Origin of the sequence: Planomicrobium sp. MB-3u-38, assembly GCF_002836425.1 — a bacterium.
Taxonomy (GTDB): Bacteria; Bacillota; Bacilli; order Bacillales_A; family Planococcaceae; genus Planococcus; species Planococcus okeanokoites.
Map to the genome: position 1 here is coordinate 84,333 of NZ_PJBO01000081.1, position 25,066 is coordinate 109,398.

Below are 25,066 nucleotides of genomic sequence, written 5' to 3' on the forward strand. Positions count from 1 at the left end.
ATTTATCTCCATATGAAAAAGCGGAAGCCGAGGCTTCCGCTTTCCATTGTTAAATTTACAGTCCGCATTTGAGTTGCGCTGCGCAATTCGTGCAGGTATTGCAGCCGCCCATTTCCTCGACTGTCCCTTTTCGGCAGACCGGGCAAGTATCGCCCACTTCTGAACCGATGGTTACATTTGTTGAACGAAGATCCTGGATGGTATCGATCAAAACGATTGGACGTTTTGTCTGAACTTCTTCCGGCGCATCATCTTCAAATGTATTTTCTTCAGCTTTCAAAGTCAGCACCTGGGAATCACGGCTGCCGTCGACGTAGACCGTTCCGCCTTTGGCACCGCCTTTGTAAAGACGCTCGTAGACGCCTTCCACTTGTTCGACAGTATATCCACGCGGTGCGTTGACTGTTTTCGAAATGGAGGAATCAATCCAGCGCTGTATGATGCACTGTACATCAGCATGTGCTTCCGGCGCCAAATCCATTGATGTCACGAATGCTTTCGGAAGGTTTTCTTCATCAGCTTCAGGATTGTTCTTCAAGTATTCACGGACGATATCCGCTTTCACTTCGATGAACTTGCCCAGGCGTCCACTGCGGTAGTATGTGAATGAATAATATGGCTCAAGCCCTGTCGAGACACCTACCATCGTTCCAGTCGAACCAGTTGGCGCAACCGTCAGTAAATGCGAATTGCGGATGCCGTTTGCCAGGATGCCTTCGCGGATTTCTTCCGGCATGCCCTGCATAAATCCTGTTTCTGTGAATGCTTTGCGAAGAGCAGCTGTCTGTTCTTCAGTTTCGCCTTCAAGGAACGGGAAGCTTCCGCGTTCAGCAGCCAGTTCAGTCGAAACTTCATAAGCTGCTACAGCTATTGTTTTGAAAATCCGATCAACGAGTTCATTGCCTTCAGGCGAACCGTATTCTTTGTCGCAGTAGATCAATAGATCGGCAAGCCCCATGACACCTAGTCCGACGCGGCGTTCGCCGAGTGCCTGGATGCGGTTCTCTTCCAGGAAATAAGGAGTTGCATCGATAACATTGTCCTGCATGCGGACACCGACACGCACTGTTTCTTTCAACGATTCAAAATCGACTTCTTTTGTTTTTGGATCGGCGAATTGCGCCAGGTTTACTGCAGCGAGGTTGCATACTGAATAAGGCGCCAGTGGCTGTTCGCCGCAAGGGTTGGTAGCAACGACTTTTTGGCCATATGCTTTGGCATTCGTCTTTTCATTTGCGTTATCGATGAAGAATATTCCCGGTTCCGCTGAGTACGTGGCGCAAACATTGATAAGGTTCCAAAGATCGCGCGCTTTCATTGTGCGATATGTGCGCACTTTATGGCCCATCCGTTCCCACTCGCGTACATCTCCAACTTCCTGCCATTGTTCATTGTATATAGCCATTTCTTCTTTAGAATAGGATTCGACAGCCGGGAACCGCAAATCGAAATTCTCATTATTTTCAACAGCTGTCATGAAGTCGCTGGTCAATGTAACTGAAATATTAGCGCCTGTCAGGAATTCTTCATTGTGTACAGAATAAGTTCCGCCGTCGCGGAGCTTTGTTTCAGCATCCCGCATGATTTTTTCATTGAAACCGCCCATCCCTGGAATCGCACGGTAATTTAAGACGCCTTGGTACATAGCCTCTTCCTGCTCCGTCAACGGTTTAAATTTCAATTTATCTTTAGCCAATTTCTTGATCGTTTCGTCTTCCGTATTTTCAATCAGGTATCTGAGAATACGAGGGTTCTGCATTTTGGAAATAATGAACTCCGCAATATCCGGATGCCAGTCGGCGAGCATGATCATCTGCGCACCGCGCCGTGAACCGCCCTGTTCAACAAGGTGCGTCAATTTAGCGATATCGTCCAGCCAAGATACTGAACCGGATGACTTGCCGTTGACTCCGCGGGCTAATGTATTGCGCGGACGCAATGTCGATCCATTCGTCCCAACGCCTCCTCCGCGGCTCATGATTTCCATCACTTGTTTGCGGTGGTCGGAAATGCCTTCGCGTGAATCTGCGACAAACGGCATTACATAGCAATTGAAGTAAGTGACATCCGTATCTGCTCCTGCTCCATAAAGGACCCGGCCTGCAGGTATGAACTTCAGGCCAACGAGCTGTTCATAAAATTTATCGAACCATTCCTGGCGTTTTTCTTCTGTTTCTTCAACAGAAGAAAGACCTGCTGCATTCCGTTTGGCGATCTGTTCGTAATAAACCTCAAGAGGCTTTTCAATAACGTCCAGCGACCTTACAACAATTCCGTTTTCAAGATCATCCTGGTTATCGATTGCACTGCGGTAGTCTTCTTCAATCCAAACTTCAGCCTGATTCGCCGCGCGATTGACCGAAACGATAAATCCTAATCCGCGCGCAGGGAATTTTGGATCCTCTTTAACCGTCAGAACTACGAAATCTCCAGCTTTCAAAGTTTTCTTTTCCGTATCCTTGAATGAATACCGGTCGATCATAACCAGCCTTGACACGCCTTTATGAGTTGTCGTCATATCCGGCGTAATCGGAAACACTTGTTGAAACTGTTCGATGTCCTTGTTTAAAGCCTCAGGATTTAACGTATAAACAGAATTAGTTGCAGAAACCATTTGACAATTCCTCCTTTATATTATAAGAGCAAACACTATATATAGTATTAATACTTTTCCCATGATACTAGATATTGAAACTCTATTCCATAACAAAATTTTGATTCCCATATTCATTTCTTCAAAACCTCCATCACAACAAGGTTCTGAGCAGGCGTGAAAATTAAAATGAGTCGAAAGTGATATTTTTTGCACCAATTTGCATTTATTCAACTTTTAACACATAACAACGCTCGACTACCCGCCCTGTCTGCTTTCTCTCTTGGATGAGCTGATAAGTCTAAATATTGTATCCATTCCGGACTGAGACTCAGGCAGGTTTCATCTTCATGGCAATGATAAATTTTCATGATTGAGTAAATATACGTAATCTCCAAAATTTCACAGCATCGCCTCTTTTTCTCTTACATACATGAATATTGCCATTGAATTAAAAGACCTTTATCTTTTATAATGAAGAAAGAATAGAAAGGGGAAAGACCATTGGAATTCTTGTATTTTATCGCAGCGATTTTATTCGCTATAATCGCTTACGCGGTGGTGTCATATTTCCGCATGAAAAAAGCAGTCACTACTTTGACGCAGGACCAGTTCATCGAAGGCTATAGGAAAGCCCAGCTGATCGACGTGCGTGAACCGAAAGATTTCGCCGCCGGCCATATACTTGGGGCGCGCAACATTCCGCAGACTCAATTGCGCCAGCGCCATAAAGAAATACGGTCAGATAAACCTGTATATTTATATGATCAGAACGGCGCTCGGGCAGGACGTGTAGCCATCTATTTGAAAAAACAGGGTTATGACCAATTGTATCAATTGCAAGGCGGGTTCAAGCAATGGACCGGCAAGATCAAATCTAAATCCTGACAGACAGCTCTTCCATCCGGAAGAGCTTTTTTTACAAAAATCCGCATTTTACGGAGGCCTGAAATGACAGAAAACATCCTTTTCCCCCACAACCCTAGCCTAAAGGACTCTTTGCCTGTATACGCAAACATAGCTGAAGTTTCAAACAGGATCTTCAATTGCCTCAATGAAGTTTCGAGCGGCCCGTGGAAGCATATCGATGTCGCAGAACCTTTTATGCAATTGCATACCCACCTTCTGGACATGATGAAAAAAGGACAGCTGGAGTATGATACCCTCGCTTTCATTTATGAAGCACGTCCTCAAGGAAAAATCACAAATGCCGCTGAAGACATTCACAGCACGAATCTTTCAATCGATACGACATTTGAGAATCGGATCATTTATTTTCCCGGACACGATGTCGCTGTCACCCAATTGACTTTCTATACACATGCGGAAACAAGCTGGCCGGAATTCCAATGCTATGCCAAATCCGTCGAAGCCGCCCATAGTTTCCTGCAAGCGATAGACGAATTGCTAAGGCAGATGCTGATGAACAATATCACTTTCCTGGTCGATACAGACGACGGCGTCCGTCGCCGGAATTTCAGCACTCACGCCATCATTGAACGGTCTGATGTAATCTTGGACGAATCGGTCAAGAAAGATATTTTCAGATCCATCGATGAATTCTTCAAAGACGATGGGCAGTTTTTCAGAAACTATGGAATCCCTTATAAACGGGGCATCCTTCTATATGGTTCACCCGGCAACGGCAAAACGACTCTCGTCAAATCGATCACCGGATCGACAGAAGCACCTGTCGTCTATTGGCAGATTACAGAGTACACGAACAGTTCCACTATCCAGGAAGTGTTCAGCATCGTTTCACGGCTAGCTCCTGCCATCCTGGTCATCGAAGACATCGATTCGATGCCGGAATACACACGCTCCGTCTTCTTGAATACGCTGGACGGCACTCAGGCCCGCGAAGGACTATTTGTAATCGGAACAACCAATTACCCCGAAAAAATCGATCCGGCGCTGATTAACCGTGCGGGACGGTTCGACCGGGCCTATGAAATACCTTCACCATCCCAACGGCTAAGGAAGACCTACCTGCAGAAATTAGACATCAATCATATATTCACCGAAGCACAATTATCGGATATGGCAAGCCGGACCAAAGGACTGTCAATTTCCCAGCTGAACGAGCTCTATATGTCCAGTGCGCTGAACTGGCATTACGATGGAGATTCCGCTTATGAAAAACGCATCGAAGAACTCCTGCAGCAAAATAAAAGAGCTGACCGCAATAATTGGCAAGAAGCTGATTCCTTTATCGGATTTTAATTGAAATGAAAAAAGCCTGGAAGCAAATTTGCTCCCAGGCTTTTTTGTATCCTATTCAGCTTTGTGGTAACGAAGAACCGGTTTCCGCGCAGCTTTTGTTTCATCAAGGCGTTTGATGACTGTGGTATGAGGCGCATCCTGAACAATTTCAGGATTCTCTTCCACTTCACGCGCAATCTGGATCATTGCGTCGATGAAAGCATCAAGCGTTTCTTTCGATTCAGTTTCAGTCGGTTCGATCATCATGCCTTCTTCTACATTCAACGGGAAGTAGATTGTCGGCGGATGATAGCCGAAGTCAAGCAGGCGCTTAGCCATATCCAGCGTGCGGACACCCAATTTCTTCTGGCGGCGGCCGCTCAGCACAAATTCGTGTTTGCAATGGCGGTCATACGGCAGGTCGAAATGCTCCTGCAATCTGCGCATCATATAGTTCGCGTTCAATACAGCATATTCCGTCACGGCTTTTAAGCCATCCGGCCCCATTGAACGGATATAAGTGTATGCACGCACGTTGATGCCGAAGTTTCCGTAAAACGGCTTAACTCGACCGATTGACTGTGGACGGTCGTAATCAAATGCGAACACGCCGTCTTTTTTGACAAGAATCGGTTTTGGCAGGAATGGCAATAAATCTTTATTGACGCCTACCGGACCTGATCCCGGTCCACCGCCTCCGTGAGGTCCGGTGAATGTTTTATGAAGATTCAAGTGGACAACATCGAAGCCCATATCGCCAGGACGCGCTTTGGACATAACGGCGTTCAAGTTCGCGCCGTCATAATAAAGCTTGCCGCCGACTTCGTGGATGATAGCCGCCATCTCCAGGATCTGCTCTTCGAAAAGACCCAATGTATTCGGGTTAGTCAGCATCAAAGCGGCTGTGTCTTCTCCCACGACGCGCTTCAAATCTTCCAGATCCACAAGTCCGTGTTCATTTGACTTGACTGTAACGGTTTCAAATCCTGCTACGGTTGCAGATGCGGGGTTTGTACCGTGGGCCGAATCAGGAACGATGACTTTTGTGCGTTTCATATCCCCGTTTGCTTCGTGGAAAGCGCGGATCATCATCAATCCTGTCCATTCCCCGTGCGCACCGGCTGCCGGCTGAAGGGTCACTTCATCCATTCCGGTGATTTCCTTCAAGTGTTCCTGAAGGTCATACATCAATTCCATGGCACCCTGCACTGTGGATTCGTCCTGCAACGGATGGATATTAGCGAAGCCGGAGTATCTTGCTACGGATTCGTTGATTTTCGGATTGTACTTCATTGTGCATGAGCCCAGTGGATAGAAACCGGAATCGACGCCGTGATTACGTTTTGACAATGCCGTGTAATGGCGCATGATATCAAGTTCTGAAACCTCCGGCAGATCAGCAGCCTCATCACGGACCAGGCCTTCCGGCAATAACTCAGCAAGATCGATTTCAGGTACATCGAGTTCCGGCAGGCTGTAGCCTACGCGACCTTCTTTAGTCATTTCAAAAATGAGCGGTTGATTGTCTTTATGCATGAGTAGCCCCCATTTCCTGCACGAATGCATCGATTTCTTCTTTAGTGCGCTGTTCCGTAACGGCGATCAGCATATGGTTATCGAACTCATCATAGCTCAAGCCCAGGTCATACCCGCCGATCATCCCTTTTTGCAGCAGGGAGGCATTCAGCTCTTTGACCGGTGAATCTGTTTTTACGACGATTTCATTGAAATGTGCGCCATCAAAAGCGATTTCAAAACCGGCTGCTTTCAATTGCTGTTTCATATAGTAGGTTTTCGTAATGTTTTGGATGGCCATTTCCTTGGTGCCTTCCTTGCCGAGAGCAGTCATGGCAACAGATGCAGCAAGAGCGTTCAGCGCTTGGTTCGAACAGATATTCGAAGTGGCTTTGTCGCGGCGGATATGCTGCTCACGCGCTTGTAAAGTCAATACAAATCCACGGCGCCCGTCTTCGTCGGTCGTTTCACCAACAAGACGTCCCGGCACTTTTCTCATCAGCGCTTTAGTCACGGCAAAATAACCGCAATGAGGTCCGCCGAATGCTTCAGGAATACCGAATGGCTGGGCGTCTCCCACTGTAATATCAGCGCCCAATTTACCTGGAGGCGTCAAAGCCCCAAGCGCTAGCGGGTTCGATGAAACTGTGAATAATGCACCTGCTTCATGGACGATCGGCTCAATTTCCTTCAAGTTCTCAACCTGTCCGAAGAAGTTCGGATACTGAATCATGACAGCAGCTGTATTATCGTCGATCATCTCTTTCAAAGCATCAAGGTCCGTATGGCCATCTTTCAATGGAATTTCTTCTACCGCGATAGACTGTCCAAGTGCATACGACCGCACGACATCACGGGATTCAGGATGCACAGCGCGTGAAACCAGGATTTTTTTGCGGCGCGTATGCCCGGCAGCGAGCATCCCCGCTTCTGCCAGTGACGTTCCACCGTCGTACATTGAAGAGTTTGCAATTTCCATACCCGTCAATTCACTGATCTTTGTCTGGAATTCGAAAATCGCCTGCAATTCACCCTGTGAAATCTCAGGCTGATATGGTGTATAGGCTGTATAGAATTCGGAGCGTGAAATGACGTGGTCTACAATGATCGGTTTGTAGTGGTCATAAACCCCCGCTCCAAGGAAAGAAGCGTACGTATTGGAATCGGCATTTTTTGCAGCCAATTGCGATAATTCTTTTGTCAATGAACTTTCTGATTTTGCGGGTTTGATATTATATTTGCCTTTGAACCTTACTTTCTCCGGAATATCGGCAAATAATTCATCAATCGACTGGATGCCGATTGTATCGAGCATTGCTTTTTCGTCTTGAGGCGTCATTGGTAAATAGCGATGTTTCATCGATAGCTGTCCCCTTTTCAATTGAAATTAATTGCTGCGTTTATAAAACGGTGTTTCTACAGTAATAGCTTTCATGCGTTTATTGCGGATTTCCACTTCAAGTTCCTTGCCAAGTTCTGCATGTTCCGCGGAAATTAGAGCGAGTCCGATATTTTTCTTTAAGGTAGGTGATTGAGTTCCCGTGGTCACTTCACCGATTTTTTCATCATTCAAGTAGACTGCATAACCGTGGCGCGGAATTCCTTTGTCGATCATTTCAATGCCGACAAGTTTACGTGGAACGCCATTTTCCTTCTGCTCTGCAAGAGCCTCTTTTCCGACAAAATCATCTTTAGCCAATTTGACGACAAAATTGATGCCTGCTTCCAACGGTGAAATATCTTTTGTAAGTTCCTGGCCATAAAGAGCAAGACAAGCTTCAAAGCGCAAGGTATCACGCGCACCAAGACCTGCTGGAATGACACCGTCATTTTTGCCCTCTTTTAATAAATCGTCCCATAACGCTATGGATGCTTCAGGAGAAGCATATATTTCAAAACCGTTTTCACCGGTATACCCAGTACGGGAAATAAGGACCGGGTAACCGCCGATCAGAACGTCTTTCTTAAAGCGGAAAGGTTTGATGTCCGCCAAGCTTTCTTCAGTCAGGCGTTGGAGAACCTGTTCGCCAAGCGGGCCTTGTAATGCGAGTAATCCGTATTGATCAGAAACATTTTTCAACTCGACACCGTCGATCGATTGTTTTTGCATCCATTCAAAATCTTTTTCGATATTCGAGGCATTGACTACCAGCATATAATTTTCTTCATCAAAACGGTAAGTCAATAGATCGTCGACAGTCCCGCCGTCCGGATAACACATAGCCGTGTATTGGGCTTGTCCATCCTTGATTTTTGAAATATCATTTGTCAGCAGCTTCTGAAGAAATTCCAGGCTGTTCGAACCTGATACAAGAATTTCCCCCATATGTGAAACATCGAAAAGCCCAGCCTTTGTTCTTACAGCCTCATGTTCATCTTTGATGCTTGAAAATTGCACAGGCAATTCCCAGCCCCCGAAATCGATTGTCTTACCGCCGTATTGTGAATATGACTCGAATAGCGGTGTACGTTTTAACTCTCCCATTCAACTTCCTCCTCTTTGATCAAATTCCACAAAAAAAGGACAGAGATTCCCCTGTTAAGGGAAATCTCTGTCCTGGAACCTGAAAGTTTACCGTTACGGTTTTCCTCTTTGGTAGTTGCAGAGCAACACTCTCCAGAGATGCGTCCGGCACGAGTCTTTTTGCCTGAGAGATTCACGGCTGCTGCCATTTGCTCCTTCGGCGACGCTTTCGCGTACTCTCCCCGTGCTTTCATCCGCCCAAATCAAAATGATTGGTCCATAGCGCTATACAGAATCGTATAACTTCGTCTATATCCTAACATTATTGAAGGGTAAGCGCAATCTTTTTTAATGAGTGAGTCAAAACACGAACGTTATACTTTTTTTCACCTTAATCATCCGCCTTTTAATCGATTCACTTGGAAGGCTGCATATTGCGTAATCTGTCTTAACGTCCGGAATTCAGTGCGGATGGTGATATGAGCAACGGCTTTATATTGAGGATAACGGGTTTTATATAAAGCTTCTATCTGCTCTTTCGTCGAATTTACAACAATCGGGCGTTTAGGATCTTTGTGGATCCTTCGCCAAATTTCCCTGAAAGGCGCATCCAGAAACAAGACAAGGCCAGTCTGCCGCATTATTCTTCTGTTGATATCACGCATTGCCACACCGCCTCCTGTGGAGACAATGCAATCTTCATCTTTCAGAGTTCGGAGAAATTGTGTTTCCAGCTCCCTGAAATAAGCTTCTCCGCGGCTCTCGAATATAGCTGCTACGGTCATCCCCATCTGTCTTGCAATTTCCTTATCCATATCATAGTAAGGCATTTTCAGCAGAAAACTGAGTCGCCTGCCGACAGCACTTTTTCCACATCCCATAAATCCGACCAAATAAATTCTTTTCATCCAACCACCCGATACTACCCAAATCATTCAGGTATTTTATTTTTCTCGATTTCTGCCAGTAGTTGTATAGTAGCATGCCGGTGCATATTTTCCAATCCATCATATATTTTATAATGTTGCGCATAGAGCGCGGCAGCATGCGACATGACAATCAAAGCTGAAAGGAAAAAAATGATTGATACAGGGTAAGCAGCGGCTTTTTCGGATTTAAGGACCTGTAATGGCATATTCGGAGCTCTCCTCTTTTCCATTTGAACGCACGGCAGATATCTTCAGTGTTTCTTCCTCGATACTGAACGTGCATCCGCTTATGCCAGTCAGCATTATTTCATGTCCCTGATTGAATTTTTGTTTACGGAGTATAGACCCGTAAACTTCGATATCATATTCGACACCGGCTTGAATTACACGAAAGCCTGTTCCGCCATTGATGACTTCTATGGAATCGATTCCTGTCAAATAATTCTGCATTTCAGTTGTAAACAGCCGCCACTCCATTTCGCCGGCATCCAGATCTTTCATATATTCTGTTGTGTACAAATAGAACAGGACGATAAGAGGCAGGATTGCCGCTGTCAGAACCAAATCAATCAATGCATCGAAATAGATGAACCCTGCCTCTGAACGAAGTTTCCATTTTTTTATTCCAGGCATATGGTCTCCTGCATTGACCGGTAATTTTTATACCGGACACATAACTCGCTGTGATAGTCCCAGGAAAAGATGACGCCATTAACGGTTCGCACTCCCTGTATTTCACCATAAGCCTTTATGATTTTCGCCGCTTCATGGAGAGTCTCAAAAGCTGTAGCGCGCAGTTGCTTATCATCAAGTGTCTGCTGCATTTTTTGCATAGTCGGCAAAAGGGTTCCGAACAGCATAAAGATGATCAGCAGGCTAAGCATCGTTTCCGCCCATGACAGGCCCTTTTCATCCAGAGAAAACCACCCTTCCTTTACCAAGATGGACTACGATCGTTCTTTCACCTGTGCTCGTCAAAAACCTTAAAGTGCCGGAAGCGATCACCGATCCGTTTGACCAGTAACCGATCGAACTCAAATTGCTTGTCTTCTGCAAAATGACGGAATCAGGAAACTCACGTGATGAAATGGGGCTGAATTGATTTTGCACCAAATCGTATCGCCCGACTTCCCTGAACATGACGGAAACAGATAATCCAGAACGATAAGCTTCCGTTTGGGCAAAATAGATATCGTTTTTAAGGAGTTGAAAAAATCGCTCTTCTTCTTTTTGGACCGCAATCTGGTTATACGCCGGCAAACCGATGCCGATGGTTGCCATCAGGAGTGCCAAGACGATCACCACTTCCAGCAGCGAGAATCCCTTATTCGTTACACAGCCGGTTTGGACGATGACACTACACCATCTGTTGAAATGTTTACAATGTCTCCATTCGGACAATCGGTTTCATCAGCTTTCAGATAGCCTTCTGTCACGAGGTCAGCGATAGTCGGCACTTTCTTTTCATCCATCCTGAAAGACTCCACTTGCCCTTGGACCATCTGGACAAATGCTTTACACCCTTTTTCATCCACTGCTGTCGTCTGTTTTGAGACATTCGGAATTGCGATAGCTATTAAAACCGTGATGATCAACATGACAATCAGCATTTCAATCAGCGTAAAGCCTTTTTGATTTTTCAATTTCGTCATATATTTCTCCTCCTTAAATTGTGTGGACTAAATTATACATCGGCAGTAAAATCGCCAGATAAGCGGCGACAATACATGCGGCTATGATGATAAAGAATGTCGGCTGGATGATCCGCAGCCATTTTTGGGTGTGCTGCTCAATTTGTTCCATCTGGACGTCGCTGTACAGGATCAGCTCTTTACCGAGAAAACCCGTGAGCTCGCCGTGCTTCAAAAATGCCGGCATGTCGGTTGACAGAATAGCCATCCGCTCAACAGCTGTCGATAACGGCTGCCCTTGAATGATTTCTGATTTAATATTCCCCGCGATAAAACGGACGATCCCATGATGGTTCTGTTCAGTCAAAACCTTCACTGACTCCTGCAGTGAAATTCCACTGTGGACCAATGTACCGAGTTCCCTGGCAATCAAATGTGACCAATAGAGCCGGATATATTGTTTTACGACAGGTATGCGCAGCAGCCAATTGATCTGGACGCGGACCTTCCGGGCTTTTAAAATCTTCCAAAAAACAAATGCGCTAATCAGGCTGACAGCTATGCCCGTTATAAAAAAATCCGGCAGTTTGAGTAAATAGCCCGGGACGCCGCTGTTCCCCTCTCCGCTTTGTAAAGAAGCCATCAACTCGGTCAGGTTCGGCACATAATTCAATCTGAAAAACAGGAACAGCAACGAAGTGAAGCCAAGCAGGGACACCGGATAAACCAATATATTCCTTAATTTTGTCCGGACCTGTTCAGTTCTTCCGTAACTCTTAGCGATACTCTGCAATGATTCGGACAACCTCCCATGATGTTCGGCTATCTCTACCGGAAACAGCACACTGTCCTTAAAACCAAGGAATTTCAACAACTCCGCTGCATTGCCTCCACTTTTTAATATCGAATCCAATCCTGCTTCCGCAGCTTCGAGCGTCCTGCAGTGGATCGGTAAAAGAAGTTTCAATGCAGTGGGCAATAAATAGCCTTCCGTTAACAGCACGGACAACCTTTCAAGAAATCGGCTGCGGTCACGCAGATGGATCTTCCGGGATTCTTTCCTGACGTTCAAATGCACCAATCGCCACCCCTTCCCGTATTTGGCCCACGAAGGAAAGACGCTCAGGCAGAAGGTATGTTTTATTGTCCTTCGCAGCTTCCAGCGCTTCTTCCAGACGGTTGCCGTGCAGGATTTCGTATAGTGCGCGGTAGGATGGCCGATCATCACCCATTTCAGCGAAAACCGGCATGATGCGTTGAGCGGAAACCGCTATCAGGGTCTGTGACATATCTTCATATGAAATACCAAGGTCTCGCAGACGGTGAAGACAGCCAACAGAATGCCTCGCATGGATTGTCGAAAATACAAGATGGCCTGTCAACGCTGCACGCACAGCAATATGGGCTGTTTCGGCATCACGGATTTCACCGATCATGATAATATCGGGATCATGTCTTAAAATGGCTCTTAAGCCGGCTGCATAATCCAGACCCGCTTTTTCATTGACTTGAATCTGGAGGATTGCCTGATTTTTCCGCTCTACTGGATCTTCAAGGGTTATGATATTGCGGTTCAGTTTATCAGCACAATGTTTCAACAGCGAATAGAGGGTTGTCGATTTACCGCAGCCTGTCGGTCCAGTAAGCAAAATCAATCCTTGGCCTGATTCGGATAATTTTTCAAGCAGTCTGGCAGAATCCCGAAAAGCCGCCAGTTCATGGATGGGCTTGGCTGCTTCGTCCGGCATTATGCGGATTACGATGCTTTCTTTCGTCAAGACAGAAGGCAAAGTCGATATGCGAAAATAAAAGGATTTGTTTTCAATGGGAAGATGGAAGGAGCCAGTTTGAGGTTTTCTTTTTTCACTCATGTCTAAAAGGGATAGATATTTGAAATAGGCAATCATCCGATCGCCAAAATCAAAGGGGATTTGTGTTACTTGCCGCAATCCTTCGAATGAGCGGAAAGAAACATTATAGCAAGAAGGTGCGGGTTGGATATGGATATCAGTCGTGTCACAGTCAGCTGCTTTTTGCAGCAGCTCGGTGCATTTCCGTTCGATGATTTCCTGCATGATTCCCTCCTGTACGGTTTTGAACAGCGCCGCCACACTGTTCCCCCATAGTATAACCACGACTATTTCCAAGCGCTATAGTTTATGCCATAATAATTTTTTACCCCCCGCTTTTCGGGGCAAAAATGATTTTTGACACATGATCCGCTTCCGGTCGCTTCCGGTCGCTTCCTGCCTATATATTTTTTATTGCCATATTACACCGGTTTGTCACAAAGAAAGGGGAACTCGCGGTTTACACAACGACTCGCTTTCCTATATAATAAATATGAGATTATTGTGTTGTGGCAAAGGAGGGATTACCCATGGATAACATGTTTAAATTAATGGGATGGTGGACTGGGATTTTCGCAGTTCTGTTTTATGTAGGCGATATGGTGGAAGTTTCTTTATTGATGGTTGCCAACACCGGATTTTTTGTACTTCTAGGATTTTTAAATATTTCTGAGCGTATGTATATGTATATCTTCGCGGCTTACCTAACAGTATTCTTCGTCGGCTTCACATACTACTCAACTTTCATCCATATTCCGGGTGGATGACATTAATCAAAATATTAACCAAAAAAAGCGGCCAGCATTGGCCGCTTTTTTAATTTGATTGCAGAACTCGAAATTTTACAGGAACGGATTGCTTCCGGCTTCTTCAGCCGGAGTCGTATCAGGGCCATGTCCCGGAAACAGGACCGTATCCGGCGCCAGTGTCAATAAGGAGGTGCGGATCGAATGGAGAAGTTTTGTTTCAGAGCCATCGATCAGGTCAGTCCTTCCTATGCTCCCCCGGAATAATGTATCACCGACAATAGCGAATCTTTCTTCCGGAAATGAAAAACTGACACTTCCAGGGGAATGCCCCGGTGTATGTAATAAATCCATCCTGAAAGATCCCAGCACAAGTTCGGTTTCCTCATTGATCAAAACATCCGCATCCTTTACCCGGTAATCCGGCAATGCAGCATATTTTCCAGAGCCATTCAGATTAGGTCGGCCAAGCCACTCCCTTTCGAGTTGATGCAGATAGACAGGCACTCCATAGGAATCCCGCAGTGCATCGACAGCTCCAATGTGATCGAAGTGTGCGTGTGTCAGTAAGATTGCCAAAGGCTTAAGATCGCGTTTTTTCAAAAGGGCTATGACTCGTTTTTCTTCCTCGCCCGGATCAAATATAAGACATTCCTTTTCCTCATTTGAAACGATGTAACAATTCGTCTGAACTGGGCCTAATTCCAATTGTTCAATTTTCAGCATTATTTTCACCTCTGCTTCAATTATATCACGGACCCTTTTCAAGTGACTGTTCAATAGATTGCCACTTTTCACGCTCGACAAAACAAGATAAATTCTTTACAATAGTATAGAACACGACGGCACTGGCTGTTAATGTTGAAGGGAGTGTCATATATATGGAATCAGGTTGGATATTAATACTCATTTTTGGCCTCATTGCAGTTTTAGCCGCAATAGGCACTGTACAGACATTGAAAAACAAAGAAGTATTAGGATTTTTATTTAATTTCGGAACTTTTGCCATTTTTGGAGCCTTTGCAGTAGCTACAGCAATCACACAAGGCTTTCCACCATCATTGAATTAATATGAAAAAGCTGTTGTTGCATCCTATGCAACAACAGCTTTTTTATTTCCTTTAATCATTTAAAAAAACGGACCTTCAAAAGGTCCGTTTTTTTATTGTGTTGCTGCGGGAGCTTCATCAGTCAAAAGCTCGCCGGTTTCTTCGTCATAAAACCTCAATAGGTCACCGTTGATGATGGCTTCCGAATAGTTCAACTGTTGCATAGCACGATCGATGAACGGCTCACAACCTGCCGGATCGTCTATTTCACCTGTTTCCAGATCATAGCATGAGCCTCCGGCATAAACATTTTCCCCGGTAATGAATCGTCCGTCACGGAACACTGTGAACTCTTCACGTTCTTCCGAAAACAGATCATCACCGAACTGGATATCCTCATCCCCTTCGATCCCCATCAAATTCAAGATCGTCGGACGCATATCGATCTGGCCGCCAATCTCTTCATTGACATGGCCTTCACCGTATCCTGGAATGTGCACGAAGAAAGGCACTTTCTGAAGTTGAGCTGTATCATAAGGTGTTATTTCTTTCCCTAGGAACTGGGACATGGCAGCATTATGGTTCTCGGAAATTCCGTAATGATCACCATACATGACAATAATGGAATTTTCATAGAGACCTTTAGCTTTCAATTCTTCGAATAATTCCTTGACAGCTTCATCCAAGTATCTTGCCGTTTGGAAATAACGGTTCAAAGTCCCTGAATTGGAATCGAACTCGGAAATGAATTTATCTTCCTCATCCAAATAGAACGGATGATGATTCGTCAATGTCAAAAGACGACTGTAGAACGGCTGCTGCATCTCAGTCATGTGTTCAACAGACTGCTGCATGAATGGAACATCCTTCATGCCCCAGTTGACCGCCTGGCCTTCTTCGATTGTAAAGCTTTCTATATCCTGGAATTCGTCAATTTCAAGCGCCTGATACATAATATCGCGGTTCCAGAAACTTTTCGTATTGGCATGTTGTACATTCGTGAAATACCCATTCTCTCCAAGCTTTTCAGCCATCGAGTTATAGGTGTTACCACTGTGAGTGAAGAAAACAGCACTTCCTCCACGAGGATAAAGTGAATTTTCAAGAATGAATTCCGAGTCGGACGTTTTCCCAAGTCCTGTTTGATGATAGAAATTCGGGAAGTAGATAGTATCCTTGTCTTTCGTCAATTCATTCATGAATGGTGTGATCGTCTGTCCATTCATCTCATTATTCAAGACGAACGTCTGAAGCGATTCAAGGGTTACCACGATCAAATTGCGATCCTTGGCAATGCCGTGCATTTCATCAGATGGTTCAGCCTGTGTTGAACTTACGTAATTGGTGACTTCAACCAATTCAGAACCGTTTGCCAACGCACGTTGAGCCTGTGACTTCGATTGGATGTAAACATCATACAAGTGGTAATTATACATCCCGATATTCTTCACCAGCATTTCCCGGTCAAAACTCCGCGTCAGCAATTGCGGACGTTCTGCTTCAGCCAACCCCAAATTGAAGAACATTAGAGCGGCTGACAGGATGAAATACGCTTTCCTTTGAACAGAAGATGCTTTTTCTGTGATCTTCATTGTCGGCAGGAACTTGATTGCCAGCAGCACAATCAGGAAATCAGAGAAATAAAAGATATCTGTCCAAAAAATGCTGGCTGCTGCACTGGACTTCAAATCACCGAAGTTCTGGGTTTGAAAAAGCAGCGGCAATGTGATGAAATCACTGAAAAAGCGGTAAAATGCGACGTTACCGTACAAGATGGCCGATGTCACTAATGTCATGATGAGTAAATATCGGTTTTTTGCCTTTTCACTTTTAAAGAACAAGGCTAATCCGTATAGTAATAAAAGCATGCTCAACGGATTAATGAACAAGATGAATTCCTGCAATGCATTATCAATCGTGATTGAAAATGCTGTTTTGTAAACAATGTAGGTTTTTAACCAGGTTGCGATGATTGCGATTGCAAGAATTGAATGTTTAGGCCATTCTCTTTTTAACATCCCAAAACATCCTCCTCTTTTCGATACATTTTGTCATTCATATCAATTCCATTTCTTTTTGAAATTACAGCTTAATTGTTAATCCAATGTTTACTGAAATATTACATAACCACAACATAATATTTACCCTCTTAATAGACGGATGAAACGCTGGAAAGTTTCAAAAAAACGGAAATTCTTTTAGATTTTCTTCTGTTCACTGCGCAAAATCAATAATGTGGAGGAAAATTCCTTTGCTGTTATGAACTGCAATCGATACAGTTCCCTGATTTCTTCTTCCATCAAATGCAGGTCAGCTTTTTTATCTGCTGTGTATATAATCGTGCCATACCTTTTCAGCAGCTGCATCACATCGTATAAGTTATTCATCCATTCACCTGCCCGGCATCCTTGCAGCCATATTCGGTGCAGATGCGCTGAACTGGAATGTCATGCCCTTCGACAGGTACATACTCTTTGATTTGGGCTGCAAATGCAAGGGATATGGTAAATCCTCTATAATTCGTCAGATAGCGGTCATAATAACCTCCGCCAAATCCGATGCGGTAGCCGTCTCGCGAAAAAACTACACCAGGCACAATCAGCAAATCTATTTGATCAGGCTTCACAGGTTCCGTTTGATCAATAATGGGTTCCTGAAGCTTCATATATACTGTTTCCAATTGGTCGAAAGAATCAATATTCCTGAAGTCCATGCTGCGCGAAAGCGGTTCGCATTTCGGCACCACGGTCTTTTTACCGGCTTTCCAGCATTCTTCGATCAGCCTGTGGGTATCGACTTCCGGAAAAGCTGATATTGTGAGGCCGATTACTTCAGCCTGCTGAAATGCTTCTTCTTTTAATAGAAACTGGATGATTGCTTCAGACTTTACCCGATGGTTTTCCGGATCCATTGCCTTCAGTTCATTGATCATTTCTTTACGCTGGCTCGTTTTTCCCATATCAGACACCCCTTTAAAAGAAAAAAGCCAAAACCCAGAGGTTTTGGCGGTCCATTCATTACTTAGTTTCACGGTGTAAAGTCATTTTTCGTTCACGTGAGCAATATTTTTTCATTTCAAGACGCTCAGGGTTGTTGCGCTTATTTTTAACAGTGCTGTAGTTACGTTCGCTACATTCTGTACAAGCTAAAGTGATGTTAACACGCATCGGTTTCCCTCCTAATTCTTTCAAAGATCATTTTTAAATAAGCAAGATCTATACGACTTAATTATTATAGCATATATCACCATAAAGTCTACTGATAATATTCATAAAATATAAGATGGCAAATTGCGAAATTCCAGTCGAAAAAAAGCCGGCGGAATAGTGACCGCCGGACCGTCCTTATTTATTCAGATCGTAATGCCTGCCGCGCACCAAGTAAAATAATTGTTCGGCAATATTGGTGGCATGGTCTGCAGACCGTTCCATATAGCGGCCTATGAACGCCAACTGGGTGATCTGGCTGATTTTCTCCGGATCCTCGCTTCCAGCAAGCATTAATTGTGTCAACACCTGCCCATACAGGTCATCCACCTGGTCATCGAGTTCCGCTATTTCTTTGGCTTTCGCTACGTCTTCTTCCACAAAAGCATCTATGACCTGCATCAGCATGGTCGTTGCGAGCTTATGCATTTTTTCGATTTGTACAATCGGAGCCAGATGCTCTTCTTTGCCCAGACGAATCGTTTCTTTAGCGATATTCACCGCGTAGTCCCCTACCCGCTCCATATCCGTTGCCACTTTAATGATGACAATCAATCTGCGCAGATCGGTTGCAACGGGAGATTGTTTAGCGATCAACAGGATCACGCGGTCATTGATTTCTTCCTCCAGCCTATTGATCTGGACATCATCTTCAATAACTTCCAGTGCAGCATCAATATCATGATTAAGCAATGCACTGACCGATTTTCCAAGCGCATCAACTGCCATCGTACTTAACTGGATCAATTGGTCTTGGGATGAATGCAATTCTGTATCGAATTTTTCACGTACTGACAAAATGGAACGCTCCCTTTCTTAGCCGAACCTGCCGGAAATATAATCTTCTGTGCGTTTATCTGAAGGATTTGAAAAAATTGTATCCGTTTTATCATATTCGATTACTTCACCGTTCAGGAAAAACGCTGTCTTATCCGAAATACGCGCAGCTTGCTGCATATTATGCGTCACAATGATGATGCTGTAATCTTTTTTCAGTTCCTGGACAAGTTCTTCAATTTTGAGCGTCGAAATCGGGTCAAGAGCTGAAGTCGGCTCATCCATTAAAATAACATCCGGTTCAATGGCCAGCGCGCGAGCTATACAAATTCTCTGCTGCTGCCCTCCTGAAACGCTGTATGCATTTTCATGCAGGCGGTCCTTCACTTCATCCCAAATAGCTGCGCCTCGAAGGCTTTTTTCCACGATTTCATCCAGAATTTTTTTGTTTTTAATGCCATGGATACGTGGTCCGTAAGCGATATTATCATAAATGGATTTTGGAAATGGATTCGGTTTCTGGAAAACCATGCCGACACGCGTCCGTAGTTCTTCCACTCCGTAATCCTTGTCAAAAATGTTGCGACCCCGGTAAAGGATCTGCCCTGAAGTCTTAACTGATGGGACAAGCTCCACCATCCGGTTCAAAGTTTTCAGATACGTGGATTTACCGCATCCTGAGGGCCCGATGATTGCAGTGACTTCATTTTGCTTAATATCCAGATCAATATTTTTCAGTGCATGATTATCGCCATACCATAGATTCAATTGTTGCGTATCATAAACAATTTTTGATGCGGAACTGGTTGAATCGTCCTTTACAAGTTCAGCTGTTTTACCGTTGTTGTAGATAGTATTTGTCGTTGACATAGTAGAACCCCTTCCACTCTAGTAGCGTTTCTCGAATTTATTGCGGATGATGACTGCCACTGAATTCATTAACAGCAGGACAACCATCAGAACGATAATGCCTGCAGCTGCGACTTGCTGGAATTCCAGCTGCGGTCGGCTTGACCAATCATAGATTTGCATAGGCAATGCCGTAAATGTATCCATCACTCCCTTAGGAAGAAATTGGATGATCACCGGTATCCCGACTACGATCAATGGTGCGGTTTCACCAATAGCCCGTGATAAGGCCAGGATGCTGCCTGTCAAAATCCCTGGAATTGCTGCAGGCAGGATGATTTTAACGATAGTCTGCCATTTTGTAGCACCCATCCCATAGGAAGCATCGCGCAATTCACCCGGAACGGAACGGATCGCTTCCTGCGAAGCAACGATGATGACCGGAAGAATCAGAAGGCTCATTGTGAAGCCTGCTGCCAGTACGCTGTTGCCGAGTGCCAGCGCGCGGACAAAAATCGTAAGTCCGAGCAAACCGAATACGACAGACGGCACACCCGCCAGATTTGAAATGTTCATCTGGATAAATGTGGTGATACGATTCTTGCCGGCGTATTCTTCAAGATAAATCGCCGATCCCACACCCAGGATGATGGACGTCGGTGCAACCACCAGCATCAGCCAGATCGAACCGACCAATGCGGCTTTGATGCCCGCCTGTTCGGGAAATCTGGAAGCGTAATTGACCAGAAAATCAAACGACAGGTGATTGACCCCTTGGGACACAATCTGGTAAAGCAAAATGACCAGGGCCAATAAAGCAGACAGCGTTGCAAGGAGAAATATCGATTTGAATAATTTATTGACGAGATTTCTTCCATTCATCCGTCTCACGACGTTGTCGTGTTCTATATATCTCATCTCAATACTCCTCTCTGAAACGCTTGGAAACGTAGTTGGCAATAATGTTCATTACCATCGTGAAAATGAACAGGGTGAATCCGACAGCGTAAATTGAATAATAGATGGTTGTGCCGTAACCAGCATCGCCTTTTGATACCTGGACGATATATGCAGTCATTGTCTGAATGGATCCGGTAAAGTCACCATCGAATTGTGGTGTAGATCCGGCGGCGAGGGAAACGATCATCGTTTCTCCGATTGCGCGCGATACTGCCAGCACAACGGAAGCGATGATGCCTGAAATTGCGGCCGGAACTGTGATTTTCATGGCCACTTCGAATTTGGTCGAGCCCATCGCAAGTGCTCCTTCACGGATGCTTTTCGGCACGGACGACATGGCGTCTTCCGACAGCGATGCAATCATCGGAATGATCATGATCCCGACGACAATTCCTGGTGAGATGGCGTTGAAAATCTTTATTTCCGGAAAAAAGCTTTGAAGCAGCGGCGTGACAAAAGTCAGAGCGAAGAACCCGTAAACAATTGTCGGAATGCCGGCCAATACTTCCAGCACCGGCTTTATCACTCTCCGCACATTGTCAGTTGCATATTCACTCAAGTAAATAGCGGCTGCAATACCGATCGGCACTGCGACGATGACAGCTATCAAAGTGACCTTCAAAGTGCCGACAATCAGTGGCAACACGCCGAATTGTGCAGACTTGTTTGAAAAAGGCAGCCATGTGGTGCCGAATATAAATTCACTGATGCTTACTCTTGTAAAAAATGTGACTGTTTCCACGATTAACGTCAACATGATCCCTATGGTTGTCAATACGGATACCGATGCAATCAGGAACAATAGAATCGGTATGAGTTTTTCCACGAATTTCTTATTTTTCTTGCCTTTCGACTGCGCGATCATTTCCTGCACAGATTGCCCCATGACGAAACCCCTTTCACACCCAAAAGGTGAGCAAAGGCTGCTCACCTGAATTCTGGACTATCTTCAAATTATTTTAATGCTTCAAGATCTGCCAAACCTTTTTCATACTCTTCTTTAGGCAGTGCCACGTAACCGACTGCTTCCGCCATTTCACCGGCATTTTCAATTGTATATTGCATGAAATCGTATGCTGCTTCGTTGTCACTCATTGAAGAGTTTTTAGCATAAGTGAACAATGGACGTGATAACGGTGAGTATTCACCTGACGCAATCGTTTCATCATTCGGCTCTATTCCGTCGATTGACACTACTTTCAAAGTTTCCTGGTTCGCTACGTAGTATGCGTAACCGAAGAATCCGATGGCATTCGGATCAGCCTGGATGCCCTGGACCAATGTGTTGTCATCTTCGGAAAGCGTCGCTGCGCTGACGATGTCTTCGTCTTCAAGGATTACTTCATTGAAGTAATCGAATGTTCCTGAAGCCGTACCCGGTGCGTAGAAGACCACTTCTTCGTCCGGCCATTCCGAATTGATGTCAGACCATTTTTTCGTAGTGCCGTCTTCAACCCACAGTTTTTTCAGGTCTTCAACTGTCAGGTCTTCGACCCAGTCGTTTTCCTGGCTTACGACAACCGAAAGGCCGTCATACGCTAACAGCAGTTCTGTGTAATCGATGCCCGCTTCTTCAAGGGCTGCTGCTTCTTCTTCTTTTATAGGACGGGATGCATTGGAGAAGTCCGTTTCACCTTGTATGAATTTTTCAAAGCCGCCGCCTGTTCCGGATACACCGACTGTTACCTGAACGCCTGGTTGTACTCCAGCGTATTCTTCAACGATGCCCTCCATGATCGGTGCTACTGTAGATGATCCATCACCAATAACTGAACCTTCAACTTCTCCGGCTGTTGCTGAGCCGTTCTCTTGTGATTGGCTTCCTTCCTCAGTGCCGCCTCCACATGCTGCCAGCAACATTGTCGAACCTAAGATTGTTGAAGCCATTTTGAATTTCCAGTTTTTCATCAGTTACGCCCCCAAATAGTTTGTTTTGTTTACAGTCTTAACTATAACGACCGATTGTTGAGGACATATAAAGCCATTGTTAAGATATTGTAAATGTGAAGCAATTTAAATCAAAGATAAAAAAAACCCGCTCTGCCTATTTGGCAGAGCGGGCTTCAAACCTTATTCTTCTTCAGCATCTATCGGTTCTTCTTCGCCTTCTTCAATCACTTCATTTGAATATGGAGCTTTGATGACTGAAGGCGACTCTTCAGATTTGGTTTCGCGAAGTTCGAAGTATTTATCAAGCGCTTCACGCACAATCAGATTGCTTGTCGGCGGAACAATACTTGTATTTGTCGTTATATAAGGAATCATCACCGCGTAAGCAACTTCGGGATTTTCATATGGTGCAAAACCGACATGAGTCGTCGTTATTGAATCTTTCGTATAGTAAGGGCTTGTTTTGTCATCATAGAATTGAACTTCTGCTGTACCGGTTTTCCCGGCCGCAGTATAGTCTGTATCCTTGAAATAGGATCTGGCTGATCCTTGGTTTCCAATATAGACATTTCGCATGCCCTTTTTCAAATGATCGATCTCCGCCTGTGTATTACTGATGCGATTCAGTATTTTCGGCTCGATCACTGTTTCTACCGGACCAAGGTTCTTTCCGTCTGTCGATGCGCCTCGTATCTCTTTGACAAGATGCGGCTCCATTCGGTATCCATCATTCGCAATTGTCGAAATATATTGCGCCAATTGCATCGGTGTATAGGTATCATACTGGCCGATAGCAAAATCGAGTATTTTACTTCCATCACTGGAACCGCCATCATAACCTGTTCCTTCAAAAGGAAGGTCAATGCCTGTTTTGATGCCAAGACCAAACTGTGCGAATGAATTTCTCATAGTATCGAAAGAACTGGCTGAAATATCAATCGGCTCTTTATAAGCATAAGTCTCGTTCGCTATTTCCAATGCTATTTTAAACATATAAACGTTGGATGAACGTTCGATTGCTGTAAGATCTGACATCGGTATTCTATTGAATAATGTTTTATTGAAAATGGACCTTTTAAGTGGTGTGTCCTTAATCTGTAAAGGTTCATCAACCAGATACTCGTTCATTTCCACTGCATCTTGCGCATAACCTGTCAAAAGTGTTGCGCCTTTCACCGAGGAACCTGAAGCATAGGCAGCGGTGACTGCAGCATACGAATGATCCTGAATCACCATCTTACCGTTTTCATCCCGGTCAATCCGCTTGCCGACCATGGAAAGGATTTCGCCCGTACGAGGATCCATCATGACCAGATAAGCATCTTTGACGAGCTGGGAATTTGGACCTGCCTTTAATTGACGTAAATGTTTTTCTACTATATCTTCTACGGAAGACTGCAATTCGCTGTCTATCGTCAGCATCAAGTCTTTGCCTGGTTTTCCTTCATCTACCGGAATCGTATCAATAACCCGGCCTCTGCCATCAGTAATATTTTTGACGACCGATTTCTGTCCCTGCAGAACATGTTCATATTCCTGTTCGAGAAAACTTGTACCGACACGGTCATTGCGTGAATAATCGCGGGCCAGATAATACTCGAGTCTGCTTGAAGGAATCCCTTGTTCAGGCGTTGTGGTGCTGCCGAGAATCGTCAAATCGCTGGTTTTTACCCGTTTCCAGTCAGTAATCGTATTGACGCCTTTTAATTTCGGGTCAGTCAGTCTTTCAGATACACGGGCAAACTCTTCCGGTGTCACGCCTTCATTTTTAATGATTTGGGGAGATAGAGCGTAACCCGAAGTCATCTCACGGAAAATAGCAAGCGTTTCAATATCTTCGGCTGTAAGGCTGGCCAGCTCTTCTTCTGTAATCTTTTCCCGGATTAAATCATCCAGCTTGCGCTGCTTTTCTTTTTCAGTGATTTCTTCATTCTGGATGGCTTGTCGTTCTTCATCCGTCACTTTATCCGTTGCTTCCTCAGTATTCAGCATTATATAAAAATCCTGTTTATCCCGTTCGGTAACACGTTTATCATCTTTTTCAATCAGTTTCGCCAATTCTCTAGCGGTATCCAGCATTTCAGAGCGCTTTGTCGTCTGCATTGCCGTATATGTAATGGCGCTGACCGGATCGTTGTCAACAAGGACGCGGCCTTCGCTGTCGAATATGCGGCCTCTTGGCACACTGGTGTTGACAGGCACTTCTTCCGTTCTTGCAAGTGCACGCGCATAATCCTCGCCTTTAACGATTTGCAGATAACCAAGTCTTAGGATCAGCATTGAGAACAGCAGAAAAATGGAGAAGAAAAGGACATTCATGCGAAAGACGGTATGGGATTTCAGCTTCGACTTCGCCTGGCTTACTCTCCTTTTATTGGGTTGGGTCATTTAGTAAAGGTCTCCTT

The 25,066-nt window shown here is 44.8% G+C and carries 27 protein-coding genes and 1 riboswitch; of the genes, 4 read left to right on the forward strand and 23 right to left on the reverse strand.

Translation table 11 applies throughout. From position 1 onward, the window contains the following. Window positions 1-55: 55 nt before the first annotated feature. Window positions 56-2,614, reverse strand: a complete 2,559-nt coding sequence (locus tag CXF70_RS17310) for a vitamin B12-dependent ribonucleotide reductase (RefSeq protein ID WP_101803685.1) — start codon at window positions 2,612-2,614, stop codon at window positions 56-58. A 483-nt stretch (window positions 2,615-3,097) separates the two neighbouring features. Here CXF70_RS17310 and CXF70_RS17315 point away from each other — a divergent pair, with 483 nt between their 5' ends. Both CXF70_RS17315 and CXF70_RS17320 read left to right on the forward strand, forming a co-directional pair. Next, entirely contained in the window at window positions 3,098-3,481 is a 384-nt protein-coding gene (locus CXF70_RS17315; protein ID WP_084246066.1) for a rhodanese-like domain-containing protein, read from the forward strand. Window positions 3,482-3,544: 63 nt separating this feature from the next. Beyond that, a complete protein-coding gene (locus tag CXF70_RS17320; protein ID WP_101803686.1) occupies window positions 3,545-4,816 on the forward strand; it encodes an ATP-binding protein in 1,272 nt (423 codons plus the stop codon). A gap of 51 nt (window positions 4,817-4,867) precedes the next feature. Here the strand turns inward: CXF70_RS17320 and gcvPB are convergent, their stop codons facing one another. The 11 genes from gcvPB to comGA form a co-directional block, all read right to left on the reverse strand. Continuing rightward, window positions 4,868-6,331, reverse strand: coding sequence for an aminomethyl-transferring glycine dehydrogenase subunit GcvPB (gene gcvPB / locus CXF70_RS17325; protein ID WP_101803687.1), 1,464 nt, complete (start codon window positions 6,329-6,331; stop codon window positions 4,868-4,870). Continuing rightward, a complete protein-coding gene (gcvPA, locus tag CXF70_RS17330; protein WP_101803688.1) occupies window positions 6,324-7,670 on the reverse strand; it encodes an aminomethyl-transferring glycine dehydrogenase subunit GcvPA in 1,347 nt (448 codons plus the stop codon). Before gcvPA ends, gcvPB begins: the two co-directional genes overlap by 8 nt. A 27-nt stretch (window positions 7,671-7,697) precedes the next feature. Then, on the reverse strand, window positions 7,698-8,795 hold the full coding sequence (gene gcvT, locus CXF70_RS17335) for a glycine cleavage system aminomethyltransferase GcvT (RefSeq protein ID WP_101803689.1): 1,098 nt from the start codon (window positions 8,793-8,795) through the stop codon (window positions 7,698-7,700). A gap of 141 nt (window positions 8,796-8,936) precedes the next feature. Next, a riboswitch (glycine riboswitch) is annotated at window positions 8,937-9,028 on the reverse strand. A gap of 141 nt (window positions 9,029-9,169) precedes the next feature. Continuing rightward, a complete protein-coding gene (locus CXF70_RS17340) occupies window positions 9,170-9,682 on the reverse strand; it encodes a shikimate kinase (RefSeq protein ID WP_101803690.1) in 513 nt (170 codons plus the stop codon). 23 nt (window positions 9,683-9,705) lie between these two features. Next, on the reverse strand, window positions 9,706-9,909 hold the full coding sequence (locus CXF70_RS17345) for a hypothetical protein (protein WP_101803691.1): 204 nt from the start codon (window positions 9,907-9,909) through the stop codon (window positions 9,706-9,708). Beyond that, window positions 9,890-10,336, reverse strand: coding sequence for a ComGF family competence protein (locus CXF70_RS17350; RefSeq protein ID WP_101803692.1), 447 nt, complete (start codon window positions 10,334-10,336; stop codon window positions 9,890-9,892). The genes CXF70_RS17345 and CXF70_RS17350 overlap by 20 nt, the downstream gene beginning before the upstream one ends. Further along, entirely contained in the window at window positions 10,324-10,587 is a 264-nt protein-coding gene (locus CXF70_RS17355) for a hypothetical protein (RefSeq protein WP_101803693.1), read from the reverse strand. Before CXF70_RS17355 ends, CXF70_RS17350 begins: the two co-directional genes overlap by 13 nt. 25 nt (window positions 10,588-10,612) lie before the next feature. After that, entirely contained in the window at window positions 10,613-11,104 is a 492-nt protein-coding gene (locus CXF70_RS17360; RefSeq protein ID WP_145990743.1) for a type II secretion system protein, read from the reverse strand. After that, window positions 11,035-11,355 (reverse strand): competence type IV pilus major pilin ComGC, encoded by a 321-nt coding sequence (gene comGC, locus CXF70_RS17365; RefSeq protein WP_084246084.1) that lies wholly within the window; start codon window positions 11,353-11,355, stop codon window positions 11,035-11,037. Before comGC ends, CXF70_RS17360 begins: the two co-directional genes overlap by 70 nt. A 13-nt stretch (window positions 11,356-11,368) precedes the next feature. Beyond that, window positions 11,369-12,412, reverse strand: a complete 1,044-nt coding sequence (comGB, locus tag CXF70_RS17370; RefSeq protein ID WP_101803787.1) for a competence type IV pilus assembly protein ComGB — start codon at window positions 12,410-12,412, stop codon at window positions 11,369-11,371. Continuing rightward, on the reverse strand, window positions 12,366-13,409 hold the full coding sequence (gene comGA, locus CXF70_RS17375) for a competence type IV pilus ATPase ComGA (RefSeq protein ID WP_101803786.1): 1,044 nt from the start codon (window positions 13,407-13,409) through the stop codon (window positions 12,366-12,368). Before comGA ends, comGB begins: the two co-directional genes overlap by 47 nt. Window positions 13,410-13,714: 305 nt before the next feature. Here comGA and CXF70_RS17380 point away from each other — a divergent pair, with 305 nt between their 5' ends. Beyond that, window positions 13,715-13,951 (forward strand): DUF2626 domain-containing protein, encoded by a 237-nt coding sequence (locus tag CXF70_RS17380; protein WP_101803694.1) that lies wholly within the window; start codon window positions 13,715-13,717, stop codon window positions 13,949-13,951. 75 nt (window positions 13,952-14,026) lie between these two features. On the opposite strand, the gene CXF70_RS17385 is transcribed toward CXF70_RS17380, so the two are convergent. Next, entirely contained in the window at window positions 14,027-14,656 is a 630-nt protein-coding gene (locus CXF70_RS17385; protein ID WP_101803695.1) for an MBL fold metallo-hydrolase, read from the reverse strand. Window positions 14,657-14,811: 155 nt separating this feature from the next. Here CXF70_RS17385 and CXF70_RS17390 point away from each other — a divergent pair, with 155 nt between their 5' ends. Then, window positions 14,812-15,000: a DUF2759 domain-containing protein gene (locus CXF70_RS17390; protein WP_101803696.1), complete on the forward strand. Its 189-nt coding sequence runs from the start codon at window positions 14,812-14,814 to the stop codon at window positions 14,998-15,000. A 92-nt stretch (window positions 15,001-15,092) separates the two neighbouring features. Here CXF70_RS17390 and CXF70_RS17395 read toward each other — a convergent pair whose 3' ends face one another. The 10 genes from CXF70_RS17395 to CXF70_RS17440 all read right to left on the reverse strand — a co-directional run bounded on the left by CXF70_RS17395 (window position 15,093) and on the right by CXF70_RS17440 (window position 25,049). Next, on the reverse strand, window positions 15,093-16,997 hold the full coding sequence (locus CXF70_RS17395; RefSeq protein ID WP_101803697.1) for an LTA synthase family protein: 1,905 nt from the start codon (window positions 16,995-16,997) through the stop codon (window positions 15,093-15,095). A gap of 180 nt (window positions 16,998-17,177) precedes the next feature. Continuing rightward, complete coding sequence (locus tag CXF70_RS17400; RefSeq protein ID WP_101803698.1) at window positions 17,178-17,366, reverse strand: YqgQ family protein; 189 nt, start codon at window positions 17,364-17,366, stop codon at window positions 17,178-17,180. Next, window positions 17,363-17,938: a 5-formyltetrahydrofolate cyclo-ligase gene (locus CXF70_RS17405; RefSeq protein ID WP_101803699.1), complete on the reverse strand. Its 576-nt coding sequence runs from the start codon at window positions 17,936-17,938 to the stop codon at window positions 17,363-17,365. The genes CXF70_RS17400 and CXF70_RS17405 overlap by 4 nt, the downstream gene beginning before the upstream one ends. Before the next feature lie 58 nt (window positions 17,939-17,996). Beyond that, the gene (rpmG, locus tag CXF70_RS17410) at window positions 17,997-18,146 is read right to left on the reverse strand and encodes a 50S ribosomal protein L33 (RefSeq protein WP_081986929.1); all 150 of its coding nucleotides are present in this window, start codon (window positions 18,144-18,146) and stop codon (window positions 17,997-17,999) included. A gap of 177 nt (window positions 18,147-18,323) precedes the next feature. After that, complete coding sequence (phoU, locus tag CXF70_RS17415; protein ID WP_084246098.1) at window positions 18,324-18,983, reverse strand: phosphate signaling complex protein PhoU; 660 nt, start codon at window positions 18,981-18,983, stop codon at window positions 18,324-18,326. An 18-nt stretch (window positions 18,984-19,001) separates the two neighbouring features. After that, window positions 19,002-19,832 carry a phosphate ABC transporter ATP-binding protein PstB gene (pstB, locus tag CXF70_RS17420; protein ID WP_101803700.1) on the reverse strand — a complete coding sequence of 277 codons (831 nt, stop codon included), beginning with the start codon at window positions 19,830-19,832 and terminating at the stop codon, window positions 19,002-19,004. Between the two features lie 18 nt (window positions 19,833-19,850). Beyond that, window positions 19,851-20,729 carry a phosphate ABC transporter permease PstA gene (pstA, locus tag CXF70_RS17425; protein ID WP_101803701.1) on the reverse strand — a complete coding sequence of 293 codons (879 nt, stop codon included), beginning with the start codon at window positions 20,727-20,729 and terminating at the stop codon, window positions 19,851-19,853. Between the two features lies 1 nt (window position 20,730). Further along, the gene (gene pstC, locus CXF70_RS17430; RefSeq protein ID WP_101803702.1) at window positions 20,731-21,657 is read right to left on the reverse strand and encodes a phosphate ABC transporter permease subunit PstC; all 927 of its coding nucleotides are present in this window, start codon (window positions 21,655-21,657) and stop codon (window positions 20,731-20,733) included. 68 nt (window positions 21,658-21,725) lie between these two features. After that, on the reverse strand, window positions 21,726-22,679 hold the full coding sequence (locus CXF70_RS17435; RefSeq protein WP_101803703.1) for a PstS family phosphate ABC transporter substrate-binding protein: 954 nt from the start codon (window positions 22,677-22,679) through the stop codon (window positions 21,726-21,728). A gap of 162 nt (window positions 22,680-22,841) precedes the next feature. Next, a complete protein-coding gene (locus tag CXF70_RS17440; RefSeq protein ID WP_101803704.1) occupies window positions 22,842-25,049 on the reverse strand; it encodes a peptidoglycan D,D-transpeptidase FtsI family protein in 2,208 nt (735 codons plus the stop codon). Window positions 25,050-25,066 lie beyond the last annotated feature (17 nt).